Annotated in this window: 21 protein-coding genes and 1 tRNA gene; 13 read left to right on the plus strand and 9 right to left on the minus strand. The window is 56.2% G+C overall.

Going from position 1 to position 22611, the window contains the following annotated elements; genetic code table 11:
- Window positions 1-78: 78 nt before the first annotated feature.
- A complete protein-coding gene (locus ACR0DU_RS03605; protein ID WP_480872744.1) occupies window positions 79-423 on the plus strand; it encodes an MmcQ/YjbR family DNA-binding protein in 345 nt (114 codons plus the stop codon).
- A gap of 53 nt (window positions 424-476) precedes the next feature.
- On the opposite strand, the gene ACR0DU_RS03610 is transcribed toward ACR0DU_RS03605, so the two are convergent.
- On the minus strand, window positions 477-995 hold the full coding sequence (locus ACR0DU_RS03610) for an outer membrane protein (RefSeq protein ID WP_480872512.1): 519 nt from the start codon (window positions 993-995) through the stop codon (window positions 477-479).
- A 420-nt stretch (window positions 996-1415) separates the two neighbouring features.
- Here ACR0DU_RS03610 and ACR0DU_RS03615 point away from each other — a divergent pair, with 420 nt between their 5' ends.
- Complete coding sequence (locus tag ACR0DU_RS03615; RefSeq protein WP_480872514.1) at window positions 1416-2960, plus strand: trimethylamine methyltransferase family protein; 1545 nt, start codon at window positions 1416-1418, stop codon at window positions 2958-2960.
- A gap of 54 nt (window positions 2961-3014) precedes the next feature.
- Here ACR0DU_RS03615 and ACR0DU_RS03620 read toward each other — a convergent pair whose 3' ends face one another.
- From ACR0DU_RS03620 to ACR0DU_RS03630, 3 genes are all read right to left on the minus strand, one after another.
- The gene (locus ACR0DU_RS03620; protein ID WP_170539906.1) at window positions 3015-3260 is read right to left on the minus strand and encodes an EF-hand domain-containing protein; all 246 of its coding nucleotides are present in this window, start codon (window positions 3258-3260) and stop codon (window positions 3015-3017) included.
- A 551-nt stretch (window positions 3261-3811) separates the two neighbouring features.
- On the minus strand, window positions 3812-4000 hold the full coding sequence (locus tag ACR0DU_RS03625; RefSeq protein WP_480872516.1) for a hypothetical protein: 189 nt from the start codon (window positions 3998-4000) through the stop codon (window positions 3812-3814).
- Between the two features lie 221 nt (window positions 4001-4221).
- Window positions 4222-7839, minus strand: coding sequence for a vitamin B12-dependent ribonucleotide reductase (locus ACR0DU_RS03630; RefSeq protein ID WP_480872518.1), 3618 nt, complete (start codon window positions 7837-7839; stop codon window positions 4222-4224).
- A 543-nt stretch (window positions 7840-8382) separates the two neighbouring features.
- Between ACR0DU_RS03630 and ACR0DU_RS03635 the strand changes: the two genes are divergently transcribed.
- On the plus strand, window positions 8383-8817 hold the full coding sequence (locus tag ACR0DU_RS03635; RefSeq protein ID WP_480872520.1) for a hypothetical protein: 435 nt from the start codon (window positions 8383-8385) through the stop codon (window positions 8815-8817).
- 9 nt (window positions 8818-8826) lie between these two features.
- Here the strand turns inward: ACR0DU_RS03635 and ACR0DU_RS03640 are convergent.
- The 4 genes from ACR0DU_RS03640 to pdxH form a co-directional block, all read right to left on the minus strand.
- Window positions 8827-8903 (minus strand) — tRNA-Pro (locus ACR0DU_RS03640).
- 43 nt (window positions 8904-8946) lie between these two features.
- A complete protein-coding gene (locus ACR0DU_RS03645) occupies window positions 8947-9411 on the minus strand; it encodes a DUF192 domain-containing protein (protein ID WP_319547241.1) in 465 nt (154 codons plus the stop codon).
- 10 nt (window positions 9412-9421) lie between these two features.
- A complete protein-coding gene (locus ACR0DU_RS03650; RefSeq protein ID WP_029621826.1) occupies window positions 9422-9949 on the minus strand; it encodes a cold-shock protein in 528 nt (175 codons plus the stop codon).
- A 121-nt stretch (window positions 9950-10070) separates the two neighbouring features.
- A complete protein-coding gene (pdxH, locus tag ACR0DU_RS03655; protein ID WP_010440273.1) occupies window positions 10071-10676 on the minus strand; it encodes a pyridoxamine 5'-phosphate oxidase in 606 nt (201 codons plus the stop codon).
- Between the two features lie 134 nt (window positions 10677-10810).
- Here pdxH and fabI point away from each other — a divergent pair, with 134 nt between their 5' ends.
- From fabI to trpE, 5 genes are all read left to right on the plus strand, one after another.
- On the plus strand, window positions 10811-11617 hold the full coding sequence (gene fabI / locus ACR0DU_RS03660; RefSeq protein WP_010440274.1) for an enoyl-ACP reductase FabI: 807 nt from the start codon (window positions 10811-10813) through the stop codon (window positions 11615-11617).
- Window positions 11618-11623: 6 nt separating this feature from the next.
- Window positions 11624-12133, plus strand: coding sequence for a xanthine phosphoribosyltransferase (gene gpt / locus ACR0DU_RS03665; RefSeq protein ID WP_010440275.1), 510 nt, complete (start codon window positions 11624-11626; stop codon window positions 12131-12133).
- A 38-nt stretch (window positions 12134-12171) separates the two neighbouring features.
- Entirely contained in the window at window positions 12172-13347 is a 1176-nt protein-coding gene (locus tag ACR0DU_RS03670; RefSeq protein WP_480872521.1) for an aminotransferase, read from the plus strand.
- An 81-nt stretch (window positions 13348-13428) separates the two neighbouring features.
- A complete protein-coding gene (locus tag ACR0DU_RS03675) occupies window positions 13429-15270 on the plus strand; it encodes a peptidyl-prolyl cis-trans isomerase (protein WP_010440277.1) in 1842 nt (613 codons plus the stop codon).
- Between the two features lie 11 nt (window positions 15271-15281).
- Window positions 15282-16793: an anthranilate synthase component I gene (gene trpE / locus ACR0DU_RS03680; RefSeq protein ID WP_480872523.1), complete on the plus strand. Its 1512-nt coding sequence runs from the start codon at window positions 15282-15284 to the stop codon at window positions 16791-16793.
- Window positions 16794-16817: 24 nt separating this feature from the next.
- Here the strand turns inward: trpE and ACR0DU_RS03685 are convergent, their stop codons facing one another.
- Entirely contained in the window at window positions 16818-18299 is a 1482-nt protein-coding gene (locus ACR0DU_RS03685) for a divergent polysaccharide deacetylase family protein (protein ID WP_480872525.1), read from the minus strand.
- Window positions 18300-18496: 197 nt separating this feature from the next.
- Here ACR0DU_RS03685 and ACR0DU_RS03690 point away from each other — a divergent pair, with 197 nt between their 5' ends.
- From ACR0DU_RS03690 to ACR0DU_RS03710, 5 genes are read left to right on the plus strand one after another with little or no spacing between them, the layout of a single operon-like run.
- Complete coding sequence (locus ACR0DU_RS03690) at window positions 18497-19078, plus strand: anthranilate synthase component II (RefSeq protein ID WP_170470574.1); 582 nt, start codon at window positions 18497-18499, stop codon at window positions 19076-19078.
- Entirely contained in the window at window positions 19075-20094 is a 1020-nt protein-coding gene (gene trpD, locus ACR0DU_RS03695; RefSeq protein ID WP_480872527.1) for an anthranilate phosphoribosyltransferase, read from the plus strand. Before ACR0DU_RS03690 ends, trpD begins: the two co-directional genes overlap by 4 nt.
- A complete protein-coding gene (gene trpC / locus ACR0DU_RS03700) occupies window positions 20091-20903 on the plus strand; it encodes an indole-3-glycerol phosphate synthase TrpC (protein ID WP_170778474.1) in 813 nt (270 codons plus the stop codon). The genes trpD and trpC overlap by 4 nt, the downstream gene beginning before the upstream one ends.
- Window positions 20903-21376, plus strand: a complete 474-nt coding sequence (gene moaC / locus ACR0DU_RS03705; protein ID WP_170778473.1) for a cyclic pyranopterin monophosphate synthase MoaC — start codon at window positions 20903-20905, stop codon at window positions 21374-21376. The genes trpC and moaC overlap by 1 nt, the downstream gene beginning before the upstream one ends.
- On the plus strand, window positions 21373-22545 hold the full coding sequence (locus tag ACR0DU_RS03710) for a molybdopterin molybdotransferase MoeA (RefSeq protein WP_480872528.1): 1173 nt from the start codon (window positions 21373-21375) through the stop codon (window positions 22543-22545). The genes moaC and ACR0DU_RS03710 overlap by 4 nt, the downstream gene beginning before the upstream one ends.
- The last annotated feature ends 66 nt before the right edge of the window (window positions 22546-22611 follow it).

Consider the following 22611-nt stretch of genomic DNA (forward strand, 5'->3'; position numbering starts at 1 on the left):
TCATGCGCCGTGGGTAGCACGAGTTCTACGCTGAGCCAAGTCTTGAGTTTTACCAACCGTATCGGCACACTGCCTCTCATGAGCCGTGAATACGTCAATTCCATTTGCGCTGAACTGCCCGGGGCCGAGCTTTCCGATCCTTGGGGCGGAGGTCACGACGCCTGGAAAGTGGGCGGCAAGATGTTCGCCTGCGTCGGCTCAGTCGGGGATGGGGTGTCAGTCAAGACACCTGACATTAAGACAGCCCAAATGCTGATCGATGCTGGAGTTGGGATCAAGTCCCCATACTTCCATCGCAGTTGGGTTCGTCTGCCCTGGTCAACAGAATCTGAAGAAATGCGCCACCGCCTTGAATCATCCTACGATATCATACGCACGTCGCTCCCCAAGAAAGTTCAAGCAACCTTAACCAATCGTATCTGATTGGTGGTTTTGAAGAGCGCGAAGTGGTTTATTCAACCTACCCAAAGCGTTTGTTAAAAGCGGAATGTAGTGCGCAGGTTGAAGACGTTTGCGTCAAGCTTCCCACCTGACTGAGGAACATTCTCAAAATCCTGTCTCAACGCCTCGCCGCTGATCACGAAGCGATCACCCAGAGGATAAGCCACACCGATGCCGTATACTGCTGCCGTGTCGCTATCGCCCGATGTGCTAGCCCGCGCTGCGCCGACGACGACGTATCCCAGTGCAGAGCCGAAATCGTAGCCCCCACGTAATTTCAAACGCGACATGCTGTCTAAACTGCCTTCCGACTGGCCAAGATCAAGGTTGAGCCAGTTGTATTCGAGTTCACCACCCAACACGAAATTTCCGAAATCGTAGTCGTATCCGATCACAGGGCCAAAACCGACATCGCTTCCGCCAACATTGCCTGATCCGTCAACATCCGCATAGCCGAAACTGAAACCTGCATATGCTCCGGTCCAATCTTCCGACAATACCGGCCCGACACCTGCGAACAGCGCGATGACGAGTGCGGCAATCGTTGACTTCATCAAGCCCTCCAATAAACCAGAAGCGGTCCATAAAAGAATGTGGCGATATCCAACAGAAGGACAATCCGCACCGAACTTCTAATTCAAACCAACAGTTGTCTCAAAATTAACTAGGGATAGGTTAACAGATTTTTAGCGTAACGGAAAAAAAACATTTCTGTGTATTAATTTAACCTGTTCCCATCGCCGGTGAAATTTTTGCATGGAAATTCATTTGCAGGTCGCAAACAGAACAGATTGTGACGCTGAGCGTTGAAACTATGAGCTCAGTTAGATTGGAACACAATGCACAACGAAGTTTGGAAAATACGTCTGGTCAGCCGCACCATCGGAGCGGATCGCGGACGTGCGGCACGAGGGCGACCAGCAGCGGTCTGAGTTCACTCAACCCAATACGCATTTCTTCGACCGGATTCCAAAATGAACGAACAAACCCGAAACTCATCCCGTAGCGGTGGCCGCGCTGCACGCCGTGCAGCCCGCGCCTCGGCACTGCCAGAGCATTTGCGCCCTATTCGACCCGGCATGGAGGGTGGAACGCTGAAGGTACTGACTCAGCACCAGATTGAGCGTATCCATGAGGCCGCATTGACCGCGCTGGAAACTATCGGACTTGCCGATGCGCCACAAAGCGGGATCGATTATCTGGTGGCCGCCGGTTGTTCCCTAGGCGACGATGGCCGCATCCGCTTCCCGCGTGCATTGGTCGAAGACACTATCGCCAAAGCAAATCATTCAGTCATGCTGTACAGCCGGGATGGAAAGTCCGATCTGGAGCTGTCGGGAAACCGGGTTCACTATGGAACGGCCGGGGCGGCGGTCAGCATGGTCGATGTGCACGGGCAGGAATATCGTGATTCGACCCTTCAGGATCTCCACGATGCATCCCGCATCTGTGAACAGCTTGAAAACATTCACTTTGTTCAACGTCCTATGGTGTGTCGCGATATTGCGGACAACCTCGAGATGGACCTGAACACGGTCTACGCCACCACTTCCGGTACGTTCAAACACATCGGCACGTCTTTCACTGAACCCAGCCATGTCGCGCCCGCGATCGAAATGCTGCACATGATTGCAGGCGGAGAGGACAAGTGGCGCGAACGGCCTTTCATGTCCAACTCCAACTGTTTTGTTGTTCCACCGATGAAATTCGCCACCGAAAGCTGCGAGGTGATGGAGGAATGCATCAAGGCTGGCATGCCGGTTCTGCTGCTGTCCGCCGGCATGGCCGGAGCCACAGCGCCCTCGACAGTTGCCGGGGCGATAGCGCAAGCCACGGCTGAATGTCTGGCCGGTTTGGTTTATGTAAACGCCGTAAAGCCCGGTGCGCCTGCGATTTTTGGCACCTGGCCCTTTGGGTTGGATCTGCGCACCGGTGCAATGTCTATCGGCTCTGGGGAACAAGCCCTGCTAACCGCTGGTTGTGCCCAGATGCACCATTTCTATGACCTGCCTGGCGGAGCCGCCGCGGGAGCATCGGACGCGAAACTGCCTGATATGCAGGCCGGTTGGGAACAGATGTGCTCGAACGTCATGGCCGGACTTTCGGGCCTGAATATGGTTTATGAGGCCGCAGGCATGCACGCCTCACTGCTGGGCTTCTGCCATGAGAGCTTAATTCTAAGCGACGATCTGATCGGACAAGCGCAGCGCTGCGTACGAGGAATTGAAGTGTCGGATGAAACTCTGGCGCTGGATCAGATGGCCGAGGTCTGCATGGGCGGCCCCGGTCACTATCTAGGGACAGATGCGACACTGGGCCGTATGCAGGCGGACTATGTCTATCCAACCTTTGGCGACCGTTCGTCTCCAAAAGAATGGGTTGAACTTGGAAAACCTGATCTGATCGAGAAAGCGGTGAAACGGAAAGATGAGATTCTGGCGGTGCCATCGCCGGCCAGATTTGATCCTCTGCTGGATGCCGAACTCCGCGACAGGTTTAACATTCACTTGCCTGCGTAACCTACTGAAATATAAGCGGCCCGAATAAATCGGGCCGCCATTTTTCTAAGTGGATCAACCGTTGGAGGGCGGCAACAGTCCTGCCTGTTGGGCGATTGTGATCTCATCCTGATCAAGCGCGCCGTCGCCGTTTGCGTCCATCTGCGCGAAACCCTCGGCGTCAACTTCTGGCACAACGGCCTGAACCTCGTCGATTGTCAGCACGCCATCGCCGTTGGTGTCAGCCGCGTTCTGGGCCAACGCCAATGTCGGCAGTCCAAGGGCCAGCGCCGAGATTACGGCCAATTTCTGCGGTTTCATATTTGCCTCCTGAGTGAGTTTTCTTAAGTGTTTGTGTCCGGACGAGCGCCAAAAGAAAGCCACCCAAAGGACAAGTCACCCGCTCAGATTGATTTTGCTCCATTCGAGCCAATCTCTGCGTGTTTGTCCGAGTCGCATCTGCGGAGGTTTGCCGGGCAAAATGGCCCACACAGGTTTCGGCAACTCTTGCCCGACCCGGGCAAGATAATCTGGCAATCCCCTGCTCAAAAACCGACTCGCACTTGAAAAAAGAAAGGGGGCCGAAGCCCCCTGTCAGTTTCGCCTTCCAGGCTCATTTCGTTGACCGCCCGGTGTTTTTTTGCCTGCGGCCTGGACTGCGCATGGGACGAGCGCACCCGCCCCGTGAGAGAGTGGGAGGGAGCAAATATTCCGCCCCACCCTGTTCCCGGCCAACACGGGCATGTCGGCCGAGTGGACCAAGGCATCGATGGTAAGTCTCAGCGCCTTGCTCCGTATTCGTCGGGGTCGGTACCTGTGGCAGCTATCCGACCCCTGCACCCCGGGTTGCCGAGGCGCTAAAACCATCCCAACTAAGCGTTGGGAGTGTCTCGCCCATCAGGTTCCTTGGCGACACCTTTGTAGGGTTTGCCATCGTCCTTCACGGGCATAAATTGGCCAGTACGTTCGTCACGCTTTTGCCAATTTCCATCGTCTCGCTGAAACTGAGTGCGTCCAGTCACAGCGCCTCGGCGATATCCGTCTCCGGTATTTTTTGCCATTTCGCAGGCTCCTTATTCACAGGCGGTCGCGATTTCTTGTTGGTAAGTCTCGGGACAACTCTGTATTTCCAAGCACGCTATTGATCACCAAATACCGATCTGTCTTCCTTTCATCTGTCGACCCTACTTGGGCCGGATTTGGTTTATCTCGCAGCGCGCTAACCGTTTGCGAGATCAGCCGGGGATCGGTGTTGCAGCACTGATCCCCAACTTTCAATTTCTCAGCTACACCCGCTTGTCGCGCCGCAGGTGTTGCACTTCATGCAGGTACCGTTGCGCACCAGCGTGTAGTTTCCACATTCACCGCAAGGATCACCCTCGTATCCTTGCATCTTGGCCTTGGTGCGAGCGTCCATTCCGGTCGCAACCGCCGTCTCAGCAGGTGCTTCGAATGTCGCTGCGGTTTCGGCCCTACCGGTCACGTCGGCTTGACCGCCGTTGAAGACCATCAGATCCTGTGGCAGACGCTTACGCAGATAGCCAGTCGAGCTGATTTGTTTCAACACTTCCAATGACTTGGTCGCCGCAGTTTCACTGATTTCTGAAACATTCGAAAGACCGTCTTCTTCGCCCCTACCCAAATCATCGAAGGTTGCGCCTTCGGGTTTCACATGTGCCAGATCGGTGCGGTCCAGATAGGACACGGCCAGTTCGCGGAATATGTAATCCAGGATCGACGTCGCGTTCTTGATCGAGTCGTTGCCCTGAACCATTCCCGCCGGTTCGAACTTGGTGAAGGTGAAGGCGTCGACAAACTCCTCCAGCGGCACGCCGTATTGCAGACCGACTGACACGGCGATGGCAAAGTTGTTCATCATCGCTCGGAAGCCAGCACCTTCCTTGTGCATGTCGATGAAAATCTCACCCAGCTTGCCGTCTTCGAACTCACCGGTGCGCAGATAGACCTTGTGGCCGCCAACGATCGCCTTTTGGGTATAACCTTTGCGGCGATGCGGCAGTTTCTCGCGATGGCTGCGGATCATTTCCTTGACCACGACCTTCTCGATTACCTTCTCGGCCAGAACGACGGCTTTTTCCTGCGTCGAACCGCTTTCCAGCACTTCTGCTGCTTCGTCGTCGTCCTCAACCAGTGCCGCGGCCAGAGGCTGAGACAGTTTCGAGCCGTCACGATAGAGTGCGTTCGCCTTCACACCCAACGACCAGCTGAGTTCATAAGCCTTCTGGCAATCCTCGATGGTCGCGTCATTCGGCATGTTGATCGTTTTCGAGATCGCGCCCGAGATGAAGCTCTGCGCTGCCGCCATCATGGTGATGTGGCTATCAACCCCAAGGAAACGCTTGCCTTTCTTACCGCACGGGTTGGCGCAGTCGAAGATCGAATAGTGCTCTTCCTTCAGATGCGGCGCGCCTTCCAGCGTCATGGTTCCGCACACATGGTCGTTGGCCGCGTCGATATCTGCCTTGGTAAAGCCCAGATGACGCAGCAGGTCGAAGGTCGGGTCATTCAGCTTGGTCGCCGGGATGCCCAGAACGCCGGTGCAGAAATCCTCGCCCAAGGTCCACTGGTTGAACACGAACCGGATATCAAAGGCGCTTTCCAGTGCAGCATCCACTTTCGCCAACTCGTTGGGCCCAAAACCATGGCCGGTCAGCGAGGTATGGTTGATCCCCGGCGCATTGCCGATGGTGCCGTGACCGACTGCGTAACCCACGATCTCTTCGATCTGAGCCGAGGAATAGCCCAGCTTTTCCAGCGCCGAAGGCACCGAGCGGTTGATGATCTTGAAGTAGCCACCACCGGCCAGCTTCTTGAACTTGACCAGCGCAAAATCGGGCTCGATTCCAGTCGTGTCGCAATCCATCACCAGACCGATTGTGCCGGTGGGAGCGATCACGGTGGCCTGCGCGTTGCGGTAGCCGTTCTTCTCACCAAGGCTCAACGCCTCATCCCAGGCCGACATGGCCAGATCGACCAGACGCTTGTCCGGGCAGTTGCCATGGTCCAGAGGCACTGGCTTCACCGCCAGCTTCTCATACCCCTCGGTCACGCCCTGCGACGCGCGGCGGTGATTGCGAATGACGCGCAGCATGTGGTCTGCGTTACGCTCATACCCTTTGAACGGTCCCAGCTCACCAGCGATCTCGGCCGAGGTCGCATAAGCCACACCGGTCATGATCGCAGTCAGCGCGCCACAGATCGCCCGACCCTCATCCGAGTCATAGCTGTAGCCCATGTTCATCAGCAGGCCGCCGATATTGGCATAACCCAGACCCAGAGTGCGGAAGTCATAGGACAGCTGCGCGATTTCCTTCGACGGGAATTGCGCCATCGTCACCGAGATTTCCAGCGTCAGGGTCCACAGCCGCGAGGCGTGCATGTAATCCGCCGCCTGGAACTCACCATCCTTAAGGAAGGTCAGCAAGTTCATCGACGCCAAGTTGCAAGCCGTGTCATCGAGGAACATGTACTCCGAGCACGGATTCGATCCGCGAATCTCACCATCTTTTGGGCATGTGTGCCATTCGTTCACTGTGTCGTGAAACTGAATGCCTGGATCGGCACAGGCCCAAGCGGCGTGGCCGACCTTCTCCCACAGATCGCGCGCTTTGACGGTGCGGGCAACCTTGCCGTCGGTACGGTTGATCAGTTCCCAATCGGCGTCTTTCTCAACGGCAGTCAGAAACGCGTTGGTCACGCGGATCGAGTTGTTCGAGTTCTGGCCAGAAACCGAACTATAGGCTTCCGAATCCCAGTCCGTGTCATAGGTCGGGAATTCGATGCTGTCGTGGCCCTGCTTGGCGTAATCCAGCACGCGCTTGATATAAGTCTCGGGGATCGCAACCTTTTTCGCCTCGCGAACCGCTTTCTTCAGGCTGTCATTCTTATTGGGATCATACGCATCATCCTGCGCGCCGTCCCAGTTGCGGATGGCCTCGAAAATGCCATTCAGCATCTTCTCGTGCATCTTTGATCCGGCAACGATCGAGGCCACCTTCTGCTCTTCGATCACCTTCCATTCGATGAATTGCTCGATGTCCGGGTGATCTGCATCGACGATCACCATCTTTGCTGCCCGACGGGTTGTCCCGCCTGATTTGATCGCGCCAGCGGCGCGGTCGCCGATCTTGAGAAAGCCCATCAGGCCCGAGGATTTACCGCCACCCGACAACGCCTCGCCTTCTGCGCGCAGATGGCTGAAGTTGGTCCCGGTACCAGAGCCGTATTTGAACAGGCGCGCCTCACGCACCCACAGATCCATAATGCCACCTTCGTTCACCAGATCATCGTCCACTGACTGGATAAAGCACGCGTGCGGTTGCGGATGCTCATAGGCGGATTTCGATTTAGTCAGCTTGCCGGTTTTGTAATCGACATAATGGTGCCCCTGCGCGGGGCCATCGATACCATAGGCCCAGTGCAGACCCGTGTTGAACCATTGCGGCGAGTTCGGTGCAGCACGCTGGGTCGCCAGCATATAGCGCATCTCGTCGAAATAGGCGCGCGCGTCTTCCTCGGTCGAGAAATAGCCGCCCTTCCAACCCCAATAGGCCCAAGCACCTGCAAGGCGATCGAACACCTGTTTCGAAGACGTCTCACCATCAAATTCAGCGCCATCTGCGGGGACCGAACGCCACAGGAATTCAGGAACGTCCTTTTCCTTAACCTTCTTCAGCTTGGACGGAACACCTGCCTTGCGGAAGTACTTTTGCGCGATAACGTCGCTGGCGACCTGGCTCCACTTTGCGGGAACCTCGATTTCGTCCAGACGAAAAACGATAGTACCGTCGGGATTGCGAATCTCGGATGTTGCGGACACAAAATCCAGATCGGCATATGCATCCTGTCCAGGTTTGGTGAATTTTCTTTCAATTTTCATGTCCGCTGCCCCAGCTACGATCTGTCCAAATTTTAGTACCCGGCACAAAATCTTGATGTCGCGGTGTGCCGCCCGCCCTGCCGTAATATTGAGACGCAAGGGACCAAGCGCTGCCGATAACAGCGCAGAACCGTAAATACGGTTTCACGTCATACTGGTTTGCATTCCGTCCCTCGTCCGATGCCTTTTCTGGTTATTGCTACCAGATTTAGTGGCTCGTCTTTCGGCCCATACAATCTGACGTATATTCCCATAGATGGTCAACGGGCTTTTTCAGTCATTTTTGGAATCTTTTAGCTTGACCTGATCTGACGAACCGGCGGTTTCTTGCCGGATCGCGATTCCTCCACAGGCCTGTCCCCGGATACCAATCAATCTGCGCTCGATGCGTCAGAGTGATTTCTCTTTTTTTCCGCCACAGTTAGAGGAAATTGATCAACCTGTCCGACATTAAGGACATATTCAGAGAATCATCGTCACCGCAACGTGGCGCGTGCCATAGTTTGTAAATCACGACATTTCTGGATGGGAAATCTATTCAACATGCGTTTGATTTCGTTGTTAACTATTATGGGCTTAATCGTGTCCTGCACAGCACAGGACGTTCCGCCTGCGTCTCGTAGCGCTCAATTCGATGGGTACCCGCAGAACCTGTTCAATTCCTTCAAGACAGACTGCGCTGGCCCTGGCGATAAATTCGTCAAAACCGGGACAAGCAGTTTTGAATGTCGCGAAATACTCTCGCCCGAGGCGACAGCCTATCTGATTCTCAATTTTGATGGATATTCTCAAAATCTGCCAAAGATCGTGACGCGGCTAAGTTCAGCAAAGAATCAAGCAGGCTACCGTGTGGATGCCGAATTGTTTTTTATCATTCCCCAAAAAAGCGGAAGCACACTTAAGATTCCAATCGAAAGCGATGAATTGGACAGGGATTTTTCCAGACTCTACACCGACTATGGCGGAACGCCGGTGTAAGAGTGGAAATGGTCGGGGCGGCAGGATTCGAACCTACGACCCCCTGTACCCAAAACAGGTGCGCTACCAGACTGCGCCACGCCCCGGACCGTGCGCCTTCCTAAACGCGCCGATCTGATTTGAAAAGCCCTAACAGGGCCAAATTGCAGGACCTTGCGAAAAAACTTGGTGGCGCATCTGTGTTCCTGGTCGAATACCATAGCGCGCGGCAAGTCCCGCATTGATTTCAAGCACGGCATAAACCGAATCGCCGCCTTCGATCGGGGTCAGATCGCCAGGGATCGCGCCCTCATGCACGCGCGTGACGGTTCCTGCTTTGTCGGTAAAGATCATGTCCAAAGGGATCAGCGTGTTCTTCATCCAAAACGCCACCCGCTGCGGTGGATCAAAGATGAACAGCATGCCAGAGCGGTTGGGCATATTCTCACGAAACATCAGCCCGCGTGATCGTTCCTGAGGGGTAACGGCCAACTCGATATCAAATCGAACCTGCGCAAGTTCATTTCGCAACTCGACACGGTCAGAACGGCATTCGGCTTGCGCGCCACCACTGATCAGAAATGTCAGGGCCGCTACGAATAATGCTGTTCTCATTCTTTAAGACCTAGGCGTTCAGCGCCGCTTCCCAGGCAAGAACCTGTGCCGCCATCCGTCCGCGCTTTCCGTCAATCACACGCATGGCCAAGGCTTCTCCCGGTTGCAGATCCGCAAGACCTGAACGGCGAAGAACCTCAATGTGCAAGAACACATCTTCGCTGCTTCCGAAGACATTGGCGAAGCCGAATCCCTTGCCTTTGTCGAACCATTTGACACGCGCTGCCTCTAATGGAGCATTGCCGATCACGGTCGGATCAAGCTCCGCAAAGTCGGCCAGCATCATTGTTTCTGCCCGCACGGGAGGATCAACGCTGATCACTTCGACCGCCTGAACACCGCGATCAGTTTTGTGCGTCATAATCTCGATACCAGCACCGTCGGCGACCGAGCTCTGACCAAAATTGCGCAACACATTGACATGCAACAGTATGTCCGGACCGCCATCGTCGGACACAACAAATCCGTATCCCTTTGCGGGATCGAACCATTTAACGTGTCCATGGACGCGATACATGCTGTTCAAATCTTCTGGCACTGTTTTCCCGTTACGATAATAGGCAAGCCGTTAAGGGTTTGTTGTTTATGATATTCACTCGCAAATTCAAGCTGAAAAAAACTATTAATAGCAATCAGTTGCATTTCACGGTACGCGAACATCACGGATTCAACCTCTGCACTTGCCAATCGGAATCGGCGTTACGCCTCTTCCATTGAAACCTGTCATGCAACCTGAAGGCTCCATCAGCCCAGAATTCCACTTCGACAGGTGAAACCCGATACCCTCCCCAGAATTCCGGGCGCGGCGGATTGGGTCCCAACTTTGCCGTCACCTTTGCCACCTCGGCCATCAAAGATGCCCGGCTCTCCAGAGGTTGCGACTGGCGAGAGGCCCAGGCACCCAGACGGCTCTTAAGCGAGCGCGAGGCATAATACGCGTCTGCCCCAGGCCCGTCTTCTTTGCTGACTATACCACGAACTCGAATTTGACGCCGCAAAGATTTCCAGTGCATCACAAATGCCGCTTTATGGGCACTGTCCAGTTCCTGTGCCTTGGCGCTGTTATAGTTCGTATAGAAGACAAATGCGTCTTTTTCGATTTCTTTCAGCAGAACCATTCTTGCATTAGGCAAACCTTCCGAATCCACGGTTGCCAATGCAATCGCGTTCGGATCGTTTGGTTCGGTCTTTTCCGCCTCAGCCAGCCACCGACCCGCGATTTCAAACGGATCAGTCCCGGCAAAGATGCCATTGTGCTCGTTCATTTCCATCCCCTGGAAATAATTAACCCGACCCTAAGGCGAGAACCCGCTGCGGGCAAGAGCGCATGGCCTTGCCGCAGGACAATCAATGGCATAAACCAACTCAACACAATGCGACGACAGGCGGAGAACCGAAGATGTCAAATCAGTTGATGGCCGGAAAACGCGGCCTCATCATGGGACTGGCCAATGACAAATCAATCGCATGGGGGATAGCCCGCGCCTTGTCCGACGCCGGGGCCGAACTGGCCTTTTCCTATCAGGGAGACGCGCTGAAAAAACGTGTCGACCCACTGGCTGCGCAATTGGGCAGCGAAATCGTTCTGCCCTGCGATGTCAGCGACGAGGAATCGATTGATAACCTTTTCAACTCGCTTGAAGAGAAATGGGGAAGGCTTGACTTTGTTGTTCACGCCATTGGCTTTTCTGACAAGAACGAGCTTCGTGGGCGCTACGTCGACACATCGCGCGCTAACTTCAATCTGACCATGGACGTATCGGTCTACTCTTTTACAGCCGTTATGCAGCGCGCAGAGAAGATGATGGGCGAAGGCGGTAGCGCAGTCACCCTCACCTATTACGGCGCTGAACAGGTCATGCCCCATTATAATGTTATGGGTGTCGCCAAGGCTGCGCTTGAGGCATCGGTCAAGTATCTGGCTGAGGATCTGGGAAAAGACGGTATTCGCGTCAACTCGATCTCGGCGGGTCCAATCAAGACACTCGCAGCCAGCGGCATCGGCGACTTCCGCTATATCATGAAGTGGAACGAGTATAATTCTCCGCTGCGTCGCAACGTGACCATCGATGATGTCGGCAAATCGGCGCTGTACCTGCTGTCAGACCTCAGCAGCGGTGTGACCGGAGAGAATCTGCACGTGGATTCGGGCTATCACATCGTCGGCATGAAGGCCGTCGATGCGCCGGACGTTGAAAAAGGGTAATAGATCATGAGCGCCAAGGACCGCCTGCCCCACGAAAAGGGCTTCCACATTAGTTGGGATCAGATTCATCGCGACTCGCGCGCCTTGGCTTGGCGTCTTGATGGGCAAGGTCCCGATGATGGCGCTTGGCGCGCCGTCGTAGCGATCACTCGGGGCGGCATGGCCCCTGCGATGATCGTCAGCCGTGAACTGGATATCCGCACGGTCGACACTGTCAGCGTGCGGTCGTATCACCACCAGTCACAGGGTGAGGCTGAGATTCTAAAAGCCCCCAATGCTGATTTGATGGGCGATGGGACGGGTATCCTGATCATAGATGATCTGGTCGACAGTGGAAAAACGCTTGAACTCGTGCGCGAAATGTATCCCAAGGCGCATTTCGCGACTGTATATGCCAAACCCAAGGGCCGGCCGATGGTTGATACCTTTATTACCGAGGTCAGCCAAGACACCTGGATCTTCTTCCCATGGGATATGGCCTTGCAATATGTCGAACCTTACCGGGGTACCGATTGATCAAGCGTTTGCTTGAACACTAATAACACGGACTTTCCATGAATATGACCCGTACCGCCGCCACCTTTGCCCCTCCGGTGATGGAGGCGCGGCGTTGGCTGGACGGGGTCGAGTTTCCTGAAGACCGTCCGCTGATCAATGTCAGCCAGGCGGCTCCGGTCGATCCACCGCCACTGGCCTTGCGGCAAGCTATGGCCGAATTCGCAGTCGAACAGGACAGCGCACATCTCTATGGCCCAGTTCTGGGCAATGATGAATTACGGACCGAGCTGGCTGCACAGATCAGCGAACACTACGAAGCAAGAATTAAGGCTAATCAGGTCGCGATTACTTCGGGCTGCAATCAGGCTTTCTCGGCCGTGATCTCGGCGATTACGGATCAGGGTGATGAGGTCATTCTGCCAACCCCGTGGTATTTCAATCACAAAATGTGGCTGGATATGGCCGGTGTCAAAGCCATCGACTTGCCCACCGGTAACGATCTGTTGCCCGATCCCGAGATGGCGCGCGCACTGATCAGCGAGAAAACGCGGGCCATTGCATTGGTCACGCCGAACAATCCCGGTGGTGTCGAATACCCATCAGACCTGGTACGCCGCTTCTATGAACTCGCGCAGGAAACAGGGATTCGTCTGCTGGTTGATGAAACCTATCGCGATTTCGACAGCCGATCTGGTGCGCCACATGAATTGTTCCAGCAGCCTGATTGGTGCGAAACCTTTGTGCATCTCTACTCGTTCTCGAAAGCCTATCGCCTGACTGGGCACCGAGTCGGCGCAATTGCTACCGGTTCATCGCTTTTGTCGGAGATTGAGAAGTTTTTGGACACCGTTGCGATCTGCCCCGGCCAGATCGGTCAATTCGCTGCGCTTTGGGGAATGCAGAACCTGTCTCATTGGGTTGCCGGTGAGCGTGATGAGATTCTAGACCGAAGGGCTGCAATTGCCGAAGGAATGCCTCGGCTAGAGGCAAAAGGCTGGCGTCTTCTGGGGCTGGGTGCTTACTTCGCCTATCTCAAACACCCCTATCAAATCGCATCGGACGATTTGGCCCGGCAGTTGGTGCCTGAGGCGGGCATTCTGCTGTTGCCCGGAACCATGTTCATGCCCGCGCATGACCCGGCAGGGAAACAACAGGTCCGCATCGCGTTTGCCAATCTCGACCGCGCCGGAATCGCGCAATTGTTCGACCGTTTGCAGGCCCTGTCCTTCTAAGCTTGCCCCTCGGCTGCACGCATCGTATTCAGGGCCGCAACTAGCAGGGCAGACACACGCCGACCAAACCAAGAGGGCACCATGGCCGCAGGCATGAAAAACCTATCCAAAACCTTTGTCTGGATTCTCATGGGTCTTTTGATGCTGGGCCTTGCTGGCTTTGGCGCCACCAGCCTGACCGGAACCGTGCGTACTGTTGCGCAGGTCGGTGATGAGAGTGTTTCGGTCGACGAATACTTCCGCGAACTTCAGCGCGAAATCAGGGCGGTCGAGGCGCAAACCGGACAGCCAATGCAGATTTCGCAAGCGCACGATCTTGGATTGGACCAATTGGCCTTGTCGCGTCTGATTGCACTGGCCGCGCTGGACAATGAAGTCGGGCAGCTTGGCATTTCGATCGGCGACGAGAACCTGCAGAACGAGATCGTCCAGATACCCGCATTCCAGGGGGTGAACGGTACATTCGACCGCGAAGCCTATCGCTTTCAGCTCGAACAGGTCGGGATGACTGATTCCGAGTTCGAATCGGATTTGCGCAAGGAATCTGCCCGCACAATCGTGCAGGGTGCAGTCATGGGCGGGGTTGAGATGCCGCGTGCTCTGACCGAAGCAATGGCGAACTATGTACTGGCCCGCCGCAGCTTTACCGTGGCGACGCTGTCCGCAGACGCGTTGGAGACGCCCGTGGCAGAACCGACAGAAGATCAGATTCAGACATTCTATGACGAGAACACTGATCTGTTTACACTGCCCCGCACCAAGCAACTGACGTATGCCATTTTGTCACCAGAGATGCTGCTTGATACGATTGAGATCGACGAAGACTCGTTGCGCCGCCTCTACGACCAGCGCGCAGAACAGTATTTCCAGCCCGAGCGCCGTTTGGTCGAACGCCTGACCTATCCCAGCGAAGAAGCCGCAACCGAGGCCCTGGCTCAGCTGGAGGTTGGTGGAGCAGATTTTGAACAACTGGTCCGCGATCGGCAACTTGAGCTGGGCGATGTAGATCTGGGTGACGTCACCCGCGAGGACCTTGGCGATGCCGCTGATGCTGTATTCGCTGCCGAGATCGACGATGTCGTCGGCCCGCTACCATCTGTTTTTGGTCCAGCCTTGTTCCGGATCAACGGATCACTGGCAGAAAACAATGTAAGCTTTGAAGATGCTGAGCCCGAATTGCGTGATGAACTTGCCTCAGATCGCGCGCGCCGTCAGATCGAGGCGCAGGCCGAGGACATCAACGATTTGCTTGCTGGCGGCGCAACGCTGGAAGAATTGGTCGATGAGACTGAATTGGAACTGGGCCAGATCGACTGGACCCAGCAAAGCGATGATGGCGTTGCCGCCTATGACGGCTTCCGCGCCGCCGCCGAGGCCGTGCAAGAGGGTGATTTTCCCGAAGTCGCGTTCCTCGAAGACGGTTCAATCTTTGCTTTGCGCCTGAATGAAGTGCTAGAACCCCGCCCTGAACCGCTTGAGAATGCCCGAGGGCGGGTTGCTGAGGCCTGGACACAAGCAGAGACCGCGAAGGCGCTACAAAATCAGGCCAACTCGGTGCTGACCCAATTGGCGACGGATGGAGATTTCACGGCGACTGGCCTGCCCTTCCGGGTCGAAAACGCCCTGACGCGCACTGCGTTCCTTGAGGATACTCCGGTAGATTTCATGACACAGGTCTTCGAGCTGGAACCGGGTGAATTACGCGTCATTCCCGGAAACGGCACTGCCCTGATCGTGCGCTTGGATGAAGAGCTGCCACCAGCCGAGACCGACGAACAGCGTCAGATGCAGGATGCTCTTGCAGCACAGTTTGACCAGGCATTGGCGCAGAACATCTTTGATATCTATGTGCGCAACGCCCAGACCCGCGCGCGCCCAGTACTGGATCAGCAAGCGCTGAACGCGGTACGGTCAAGCTATTAAAGAGACAGCACATGGCCCTGACCCCGGAATTCGAAACTTTCGCGCGCGCATATGACGCGGGTGAAAATCAGGTCGTCTATACCCGGCTCGCCGCCGATCTGGACACGCCTGTGTCTTTGATGCTCAAGCTTACGGGCGCACAAAAAGACGCCTTCATGCTCGAATCGGTGACAGGTGGCGAAGTGCGCGGTCGCTACTCGATCATTGGCATGAAACCCGATCTCGTCTGGCGGTGTCATGGCGAAACATCGGCCCTGAACCGGTCGGCCCGGTTTGATGCCGACGCGTTTCAGCCACAGGATGGCAACCCGATGGATAACCTGCGCGATTTGCTGGCCGAAAGCCGCATCGCGCTGCCTGACGATCTACCACAGGCAGCTGCCGGGCTGTTTGGCTATCTGGGCTATGACATGGTGCGGCTTGTGGAATACTTGCCGGATGTGAACCCCGACCCGCTGGACCTGCCGGATGCGATCATGCTGCGGCCTTCGGTGATCGCCGTATTGGACGGCGTCAAAGGTGAGGTCACGGTTGTGTCTCCGGCCTGGGTCAGCGACGGACAATCCGCTAAGGCCGCATATGCACAAGCTGCAGAGCGTGTCATGGACGCAGTGCGTGATCTGGAGCGCGCAATGCCCGCCGAGACACGCGATCTGGGCGACGCGATTGAAGTTGGTCATCCAGTATCCAACTTCACCAAATCGGGCTACATGGAGGCCGTTGAAAAGGCCAAGGAATATATCCGCGCGGGCGATATCTTCCAGGTTGTCCCGGCCCAACGCTGGACGCAGGACTTTCCGCAGCCCCCATTTGCCCTCTACCGCTCGCTGCGGCGTACGAACCCGTCGCCCTTCATGTTCTATTTCAACTTCGGTGGCTTTCAGGTTGTAGGCGCGAGCCCTGAAATCCTGGTCCGCGTCTTTGGGGATGAAGTCACGATCCGCCCCATCGCAGGTACCCGCCCGCGAGGCACAACGCCCGAGGAAGACAAGGCCAACGAAGTCGATCTGCTTGCCGACAAAAAGGAACTGGCCGAGCACCTCATGCTATTGGACCTTGGACGCAACGATACAGGCCGTGTGTCCAAGATCGGAACCGTCCGCCCCACCGAAGAGTTCATCATCGAACGCTACAGCCACGTGATGCATATCGTATCGAACGTGGTCGGAGAACTTGCCGAAGACAAAGACGCGCTGGATGCCTTCTTTGCCGGGATGCCTGCGGGTACGGTCTCGGGCGCGCCAAAAGTGCGCGCGATGGAGATTATCGACGAGTTGGAGCCCGAAAAACGCGGCATCTACGGTGGCGGTGTTGGGTATTTCAGCGCTGGTGGCGACATGGACATGTGCATCGCTTTGCGTACGGCCATCGTGAAAGACCACAAGCTGTATATCCAAGCTGGCGGCGGCGTTGTCTATGATAGCGACCCCGAGGCGGAATATATGGAGACCGTGCACAAATCGAACGCGATCCGACGCGCGGCGGCAGATGCGGCGCGTTTTACCGGCAGCGGAAACAGCTGAGCAAGCGGCAACAAGGTGTCGCTATTACCCGTCCGTCAAGGCTTCGGAAGCACCTTGTTCGACCTCTTTCATCATCACGGCTGAGATCGGTGCCATCGCCACCCGGCTGCCGCGATCCTCAAGCCCCCACAGCAACAAGGCCGAGATCGTTTCGGGGCGCAATCGGCCAAGCATTACGACCGCACCCTCCTGCCCGGCGCGGAATGCGGCTTGATCTAGAAAGCGCCGCATTATCTTGGGATCCTGCTTGGCCCCATCGAAATCGCGGAACACGACGCTAGACGGTACGCCATTGCGGGCGGCGAGTTTCTGCGCGGTGTTCAGACCATTGTCCTGCGTAACCAGCCCCCGGCCGGTATCACCTACAATCGCTGCGACCTGGTCTGCCAGTTTTCGGTTGCCCTGAATACCGCTTTCGACGCCCTCTAAAATGCCTACTGTGTGGGGTAACTCATCCAACCACACCGACAAGGATACTTCTGCATCCTGAGCGCTGGCAGCTTCGTGCATGTCAATCATCGCCAGCACCTCAAAACCCGCTTCGCGATGGCGCGCCATTTTTTCGGCTGCATCCGGGTCTGACGGGCTAATGGCAAAGCTTAGCGGGTATGGAAAATCCTGAAGCGCCTCGGCTCCAAATGCTCCTTCATCGTCGATCAAAATGATAGACATCAATGGCTTGGCTTCGGGGTTCTCAAAGATCGCAGCATGCGCTTCGATAGGTTTTGCCGCCACCTCAGGCACTACCTCGGTTTGCTCAACGGGTGCGTCATCCCTTTCGGTCAGGGGTACGACACGTTTGCCGATCAGTGAATTAGAGCTCGCGGTCCCTTCCCCGCCAATTTGAGGCAGCGTCAGCACGCGCGGCTTGCTGACCGGGCGTGTATCTTCTTCGCCCTCAACGGCAATCGGGTTATCGTTAGGCATGCCCTCGGTTACCGGAACCTCAAAAGTTACGTCCGGCAATTCTTCGGTCTCGGGTTCCAGTGCCGCCACTTGAGGTGCTTGTTCCTCAGGCGCTTCTTCCACGATCCGGGGCTCAGGTACCGCTTCAGGCTCTGGCGCTGGAGGCGCGTCTGCAACCCTGGCCGGTTCAGCCTCTGGTCTGGGCGTTTCTGGTTCCGCAAGCGGCGGCGGTGCTGTCGGCGCATCTGTCTGAACGGTCACCGCGGGTGTCGAAATTCCAGCAGGTGCTGCGGTGGCAACAGGCGAGTCACTTGACTGGGGAGGAGGCCCAGGCTCAAGCTCGACGTCTGCCAAACCATCCAGAGTATCTGACGAGAGTTCCGGGCTTTCGGGACCCGATGGTGGCAACTCAACCAGATCTGCATCGACACCAGTGCTATCGACATTCGCTGTTTCAGGCGCATCAGGCGCATCAGCCACTTCGGGTGCGGTTGCCGCGACTTCTGGCTTGCGCGACAAGGGTGTGGACAGCGACAGGACCGCGCCCAATGCCAGTACAGAGACCGCACCAGCGATCAATCCACCATAAAATCCGCTCATCGAAATCTCGCCTCTCGCGTTGTTTCGTGCCTCAACCACTCATACGCCATCTTCTGCGGCGCTCACTTGCACTGCGCCAAGTTGGGTATGTCCTCTTGACGCTGCCGCACAAGCCTGAGCATGTATGTCCCGACATTATACCGCGCTCAAGGGCTGCATCGCCAGTCTGAAATGCCGATAGGAAGATAAGTACCCAAATGCTGCTGCTGATCGACAACTATGACTCGTTTACCTACAACCTCGTTCATTATCTGGGCGAACTTGGGGCCGAGATGGTCGTGCGCCGGAATGATGCGCTGGACGTACAGGAAGCGATGGCGATGAATCCGGCTGGCATCCTGCTGAGCCCCGGCCCTTGTGATCCCGATCAGGCAGGTATCTGCCTTGCACTGACCGAAGCGGCAGCCGAAACGCAGACACCGCTGATGGGCGTCTGCCTCGGCCATCAAACCATTGGTCAGGTCTTTGGCGGCAAGGTCGTGCGATGCCATGAGATCGTGCATGGCAAGATGGGCACGATGAATCACACTGGTAAAGGCGTATTCGCTGGTTTGCCGTCACCATTCGAGGCGACCCGCTACCACTCATTGGTCGTTGAACGCGAAAGCTTGCCCGAGTGCCTTGAGATCACCGCCGAACTTGAGGATGGCACCATCATGGGCTTGCAGCACAAAGAGCTTCCCATTCACGGCGTCCAGTTCCATCCGGAATCCATCGCATCCGAGCACGGTCATGCCCTGCTCAAGAATTTCCTGAATGAAATGAAAGTCCCCGCATGAGCGATGCTCTGAAACCGCTGATCGGTGCTGCGGCCGATCGACCTTTGACCCGTGCCGAGGCTGAACAGGCCTTCGGAATCCTGTTTGACGGTGCCGCGACTCCGAGCCAGATCGGCGGATTGCTGATGGCGATGCGTACTCGGGGTGAAACGGTAGATGAATACGCTGCGGCTGCCGCCGTGATGAGGGCGAAATGCAATGCAGTGAAGGCCCCAGCTGGTGCGATGGATATCGTTGGAACCGGGGGTGACGGCAAGGGTACGCTCAACATCTCGACGGCCACGGCCTTTGTAACGGCGGGTGCCGGTGTCACCGTTGCAAAACATGGCAACCGAAACCTAAGTTCGAAATCCGGTGCGGCGGATGCACTTGGTCAGCTTGGAATTAATGTGATGGTCGGCGCGGAAGTGGTTGAAAAGGCGTTACAAGAGGTCGGTATCGGCTTCATGATGGCGCCGATGCATCACCCTGCGATTGCCCATGTCATGCCTTCGAGGCAAGAACTTGGTACGCGCACGATTTTCAACATTCTGGGTCCTCTCACCAACCCGGCTGGTGTGAAACGCCAACTGACCGGAGCGTTTAGCCGTGATCTGATCCGCCCAATGGCCGAAACTCTCGGCCTGCTGGGCGCCGAGCATGCCTGGTTGGTGCATGGTTCGGACGGGACCGACGAATTGACGATTACAGGCGTCAGCTGGATCGCCTCCGTTGAGGACGGCGTTGTCAAAGAGGTCGAGCTTCACCCTGAAGACGCAGGTCTGCCAGTCCACCCATTCGAGGATATTGTCGGTGGAACACCGGAAGAAAACGCCATCGCATTCCGTGCCTTGCTGGACGGCCAGCCATCGGCCTACCGTGACGCTGTACTGCTGAATTCTGCCGCCGCACTTGTTGTCGCAGATGCCGCCAGTGATCTGCGTGAAGGAGTGGCAATGGCCGCTGAAAGCATCGACAGTGGCAAAGCCCGTGAAAAGATCAACGCTCTGGCACGCATTACACAGGAAGCCGCATGACCGAGACCGTTCTGGACAGGATCAAAGCCTACAAGCTTGAAGAAGTCGCCTCAGACAAGGCAGCCAAATCGCTGGAAACACTAGAATCAGAGGCGCGCAATGCACCAGAGGTCCGGGGGTTTGCAGAAGCTCTGCACAAAGCCACGCGATCCGGCTATGGGCTGATCGCCGAGGTTAAAAAAGCCAGCCCTTCCAAGGGATTGATCCGCGAAGACTTTAACCCACCCGCGCTGGCCGAAGCATATGAAGCGGGCGGAGCTGCGTGCTTGTCGGTGCTGACCGATACTCCTAGCTTTCAAGGGGCAAAGGAATTCCTGACTGAAGCCCGTGCAGCATGTTCTCTGCCCGCTTTGCGTAAAGATTTCATGTATGATCCCTATCAGGTGGTCGAAGCCCGTGCGCTGGGTGCGGACTGTATTCTGATCATCATGGCCTCGGTTGAAGATGCGCAAGCTGCAGAGCTTGAGCAGACAGCGTTCGACTGGGGTATGGATGTTCTGATCGAAGTACACGACGCCGAGGAGCTAGAGCGGGCGACGCAGCTAAAAAGCCCTCTGATCGGGATAAACAACCGCAATCTCAAAACCTTCGAAACCACACTTGATACGACACGCCACCTGTCGAAGTTGGTTCCAGCAGATCGCACGATCGTGTGCGAAAGCGGTCTGAGCACGCCTGCTGACCTTGCTGATATCGCCCGCTATGGCGCGCGCTGTTTCCTGATTGGCGAAAGCCTGATGCGGCAAGACGATGTGGCCAGCGCAACCCGTTCGCTACTGGCCAATCCACTCATCCCCGGAGTGATGTGATGCCACTGACGCATTTCGATGCCAAGGGCGAGGCACACATGGTGGATGTGTCCGATAAGGCCGTCACGGACCGGGTTGCAGTCGCCGCAGGTCACATCAGGATGGCACGGGAAACCTATGATATTATTTCAGAAGGTCGCGCCAAGAAAGGCGACGTTCTTGGTATTGCGCGTCTCGCTGGCATCATGGGCGCAAAGAAAACTCCGGACTTAATTCCGCTGTGCCACCCTCTGCCCGTTACCAAAGTTGCGGTTGAGCTGACCCTGGATCCGGATCTTCCCGGCGTGCAGATCGAAGCCACCGTCAAAACTGCGGGACAAACTGGTGTCGAGATGGAGGCGCTGACGGCGGTCTCAACCGCCGCTCTGACTGTCTATGACATGACTAAGGCCGTGGATAGGGCAATGGAGATTGGCGGCATCCGAGTTCTTTTGAAAGACGGCGGTAAATCAGGTCGTTACGAGGCGTCATGATCTCCGTCGAAGACGCCCGAGCCCTATTGTTCGATCTTGTCACGCCTCTGTCTGCGGAAACGGTTCATCTTGCAGCGGCAGGTGGTCGCATCTTGGCGCAGAACGTCGCCGCAACACGTGATCAACCCCCTTTTGCAGCGTCTTCGATGGACGGATATGCGGTGAAAGCGACCGAAGTTGAGTTGCACGCGATGTTCAAAGTGATCGGCGAATCCGCAGCCGGAAAGCGCTTTGAAGGCAAGGTCGGGCCCGGTCAAGCAGTGCGAATATTTACGGGTGCGCCGATGCCTGACGGCGCGGATTTCGTCGTTATTCAAGAAGATGTCGAGCGCAGAGACAGCCTGATCACAATCTCTCATCCTCCCGGCGAAAAGACCAATGTCCGCCCTGCTGGCATAGATTTCGCCGTCGGCACCCAAATCATGGCCCCACGACAGCTCCGGCCCGAAGATATTGCGCTTTTAGCCGCGATGAATATCGCCTCCGTCCCTGTGACCCGAAAACCTGTGGTGGCATTAATATCGACGGGCAATGAACTGGTGATGCCCGGCGAGACGCCTGGGCCCGATCAAATCATCGCGTCAAACACGTTTGGCCTGAAAGCGCTCCTTGAAAACAACGGTGCGCATGTGCGCGTGCTACCGATCGCACAAGACACGGTTGGCTCGCTGGAAACGGCTTTTGGTCTGGCGCAAGGCGCGGACCTCGTGGTGACAATCGGCGGAGCGTCGGTCGGAGAATACGATCTGGTTGCAGATGTCTCGGAAGGCCTAGGGCTGGAGCAGTCGTTCTACAAAATCCGCATGCGCCCCGGTAAGCCACTAATGGCTGGACGCCTCGGCGACGCAGCAATGGTTGGCCTGCCCGGCAATCCGGTTAGCGCAATGGTCTGTGGGTATCTGTTTTTGGTTCCGATGGTTCGGCGCATGCTGGGAATAGAACAGGTACTTCCACCTCTGCAGCAGGCCCGGCTGACGGCACCACTCACTGAAAACGGTGGGCGCGAACACTATATGCGCGCGATTGTGGGCAGAGATGGCATTCGGGCGTGTGACGATCAGGACAGCTCACTTCTCAGTGTTTTAGCACATGCAAACGCATTGCTGGTACGACAGCCCAATGATCCCGCGCGCCCTGCCGGTGATAAGGTCACCTATCTGCCTATCTAGCAAATCCGTTGACACAAAACGTGAACATGCGTAGAACAAAAGAAAACGCATGAGCGATGAGGTACG

The organism is Ruegeria sp. G2, assembly GCF_056533505.1.

What these genes read in the sequence shown, in the direction of transcription:
- ACR0DU_RS03605 (WP_480872744.1), top strand. Translation starts at nt 79, where the DNA reads ATGAGCCGTGAATACGTCAATTCCATTTGCGCTGAACTGCCCGGGGCC.
- ACR0DU_RS03610 (WP_480872512.1), bottom strand. Translation starts at nt 995, where the DNA reads ATGAAGTCAACGATTGCCGCACTCGTCATCGCGCTGTTCGCAGGTGTC.
- ACR0DU_RS03615 (WP_480872514.1), top strand. Translation starts at nt 1,416, where the DNA reads ATGAACGAACAAACCCGAAACTCATCCCGTAGCGGTGGCCGCGCTGCA.
- ACR0DU_RS03620 (WP_170539906.1), bottom strand. Translation starts at nt 3,260, where the DNA reads ATGAAACCGCAGAAATTGGCCGTAATCTCGGCGCTGGCCCTTGGACTG.
- ACR0DU_RS03625 (WP_480872516.1), bottom strand. Translation starts at nt 4,000, where the DNA reads ATGGCAAAAAATACCGGAGACGGATATCGCCGAGGCGCTGTGACTGGA.
- ACR0DU_RS03630 (WP_480872518.1), bottom strand. Translation starts at nt 7,839, where the DNA reads ATGAAAATTGAAAGAAAATTCACCAAACCTGGACAGGATGCATATGCC.
- ACR0DU_RS03635 (WP_480872520.1), top strand. Translation starts at nt 8,383, where the DNA reads ATGCGTTTGATTTCGTTGTTAACTATTATGGGCTTAATCGTGTCCTGC.
- ACR0DU_RS03645 (WP_319547241.1), bottom strand. Translation starts at nt 9,411, where the DNA reads ATGAGAACAGCATTATTCGTAGCGGCCCTGACATTTCTGATCAGTGGT.
- pdxH (WP_010440273.1), bottom strand. Translation starts at nt 10,676, where the DNA reads ATGAACGAGCACAATGGCATCTTTGCCGGGACTGATCCGTTTGAAATC.
- fabI (WP_010440274.1), top strand. Translation starts at nt 10,811, where the DNA reads ATGTCAAATCAGTTGATGGCCGGAAAACGCGGCCTCATCATGGGACTG.
- gpt (WP_010440275.1), top strand. Translation starts at nt 11,624, where the DNA reads ATGAGCGCCAAGGACCGCCTGCCCCACGAAAAGGGCTTCCACATTAGT.
- ACR0DU_RS03670 (WP_480872521.1), top strand. Translation starts at nt 12,172, where the DNA reads ATGAATATGACCCGTACCGCCGCCACCTTTGCCCCTCCGGTGATGGAG.
- ACR0DU_RS03675 (WP_010440277.1), top strand. Translation starts at nt 13,429, where the DNA reads ATGGCCGCAGGCATGAAAAACCTATCCAAAACCTTTGTCTGGATTCTC.
- trpE (WP_480872523.1), top strand. Translation starts at nt 15,282, where the DNA reads ATGGCCCTGACCCCGGAATTCGAAACTTTCGCGCGCGCATATGACGCG.
- ACR0DU_RS03685 (WP_480872525.1), bottom strand. Translation starts at nt 18,299, where the DNA reads ATGAGCGGATTTTATGGTGGATTGATCGCTGGTGCGGTCTCTGTACTG.
- ACR0DU_RS03690 (WP_170470574.1), top strand. Translation starts at nt 18,497, where the DNA reads ATGCTGCTGCTGATCGACAACTATGACTCGTTTACCTACAACCTCGTT.
- trpD (WP_480872527.1), top strand. Translation starts at nt 19,075, where the DNA reads ATGAGCGATGCTCTGAAACCGCTGATCGGTGCTGCGGCCGATCGACCT.
- trpC (WP_170778474.1), top strand. Translation starts at nt 20,091, where the DNA reads ATGACCGAGACCGTTCTGGACAGGATCAAAGCCTACAAGCTTGAAGAA.
- moaC (WP_170778473.1), top strand. Translation starts at nt 20,903, where the DNA reads ATGCCACTGACGCATTTCGATGCCAAGGGCGAGGCACACATGGTGGAT.
- ACR0DU_RS03710 (WP_480872528.1), top strand. Translation starts at nt 21,373, where the DNA reads ATGATCTCCGTCGAAGACGCCCGAGCCCTATTGTTCGATCTTGTCACG.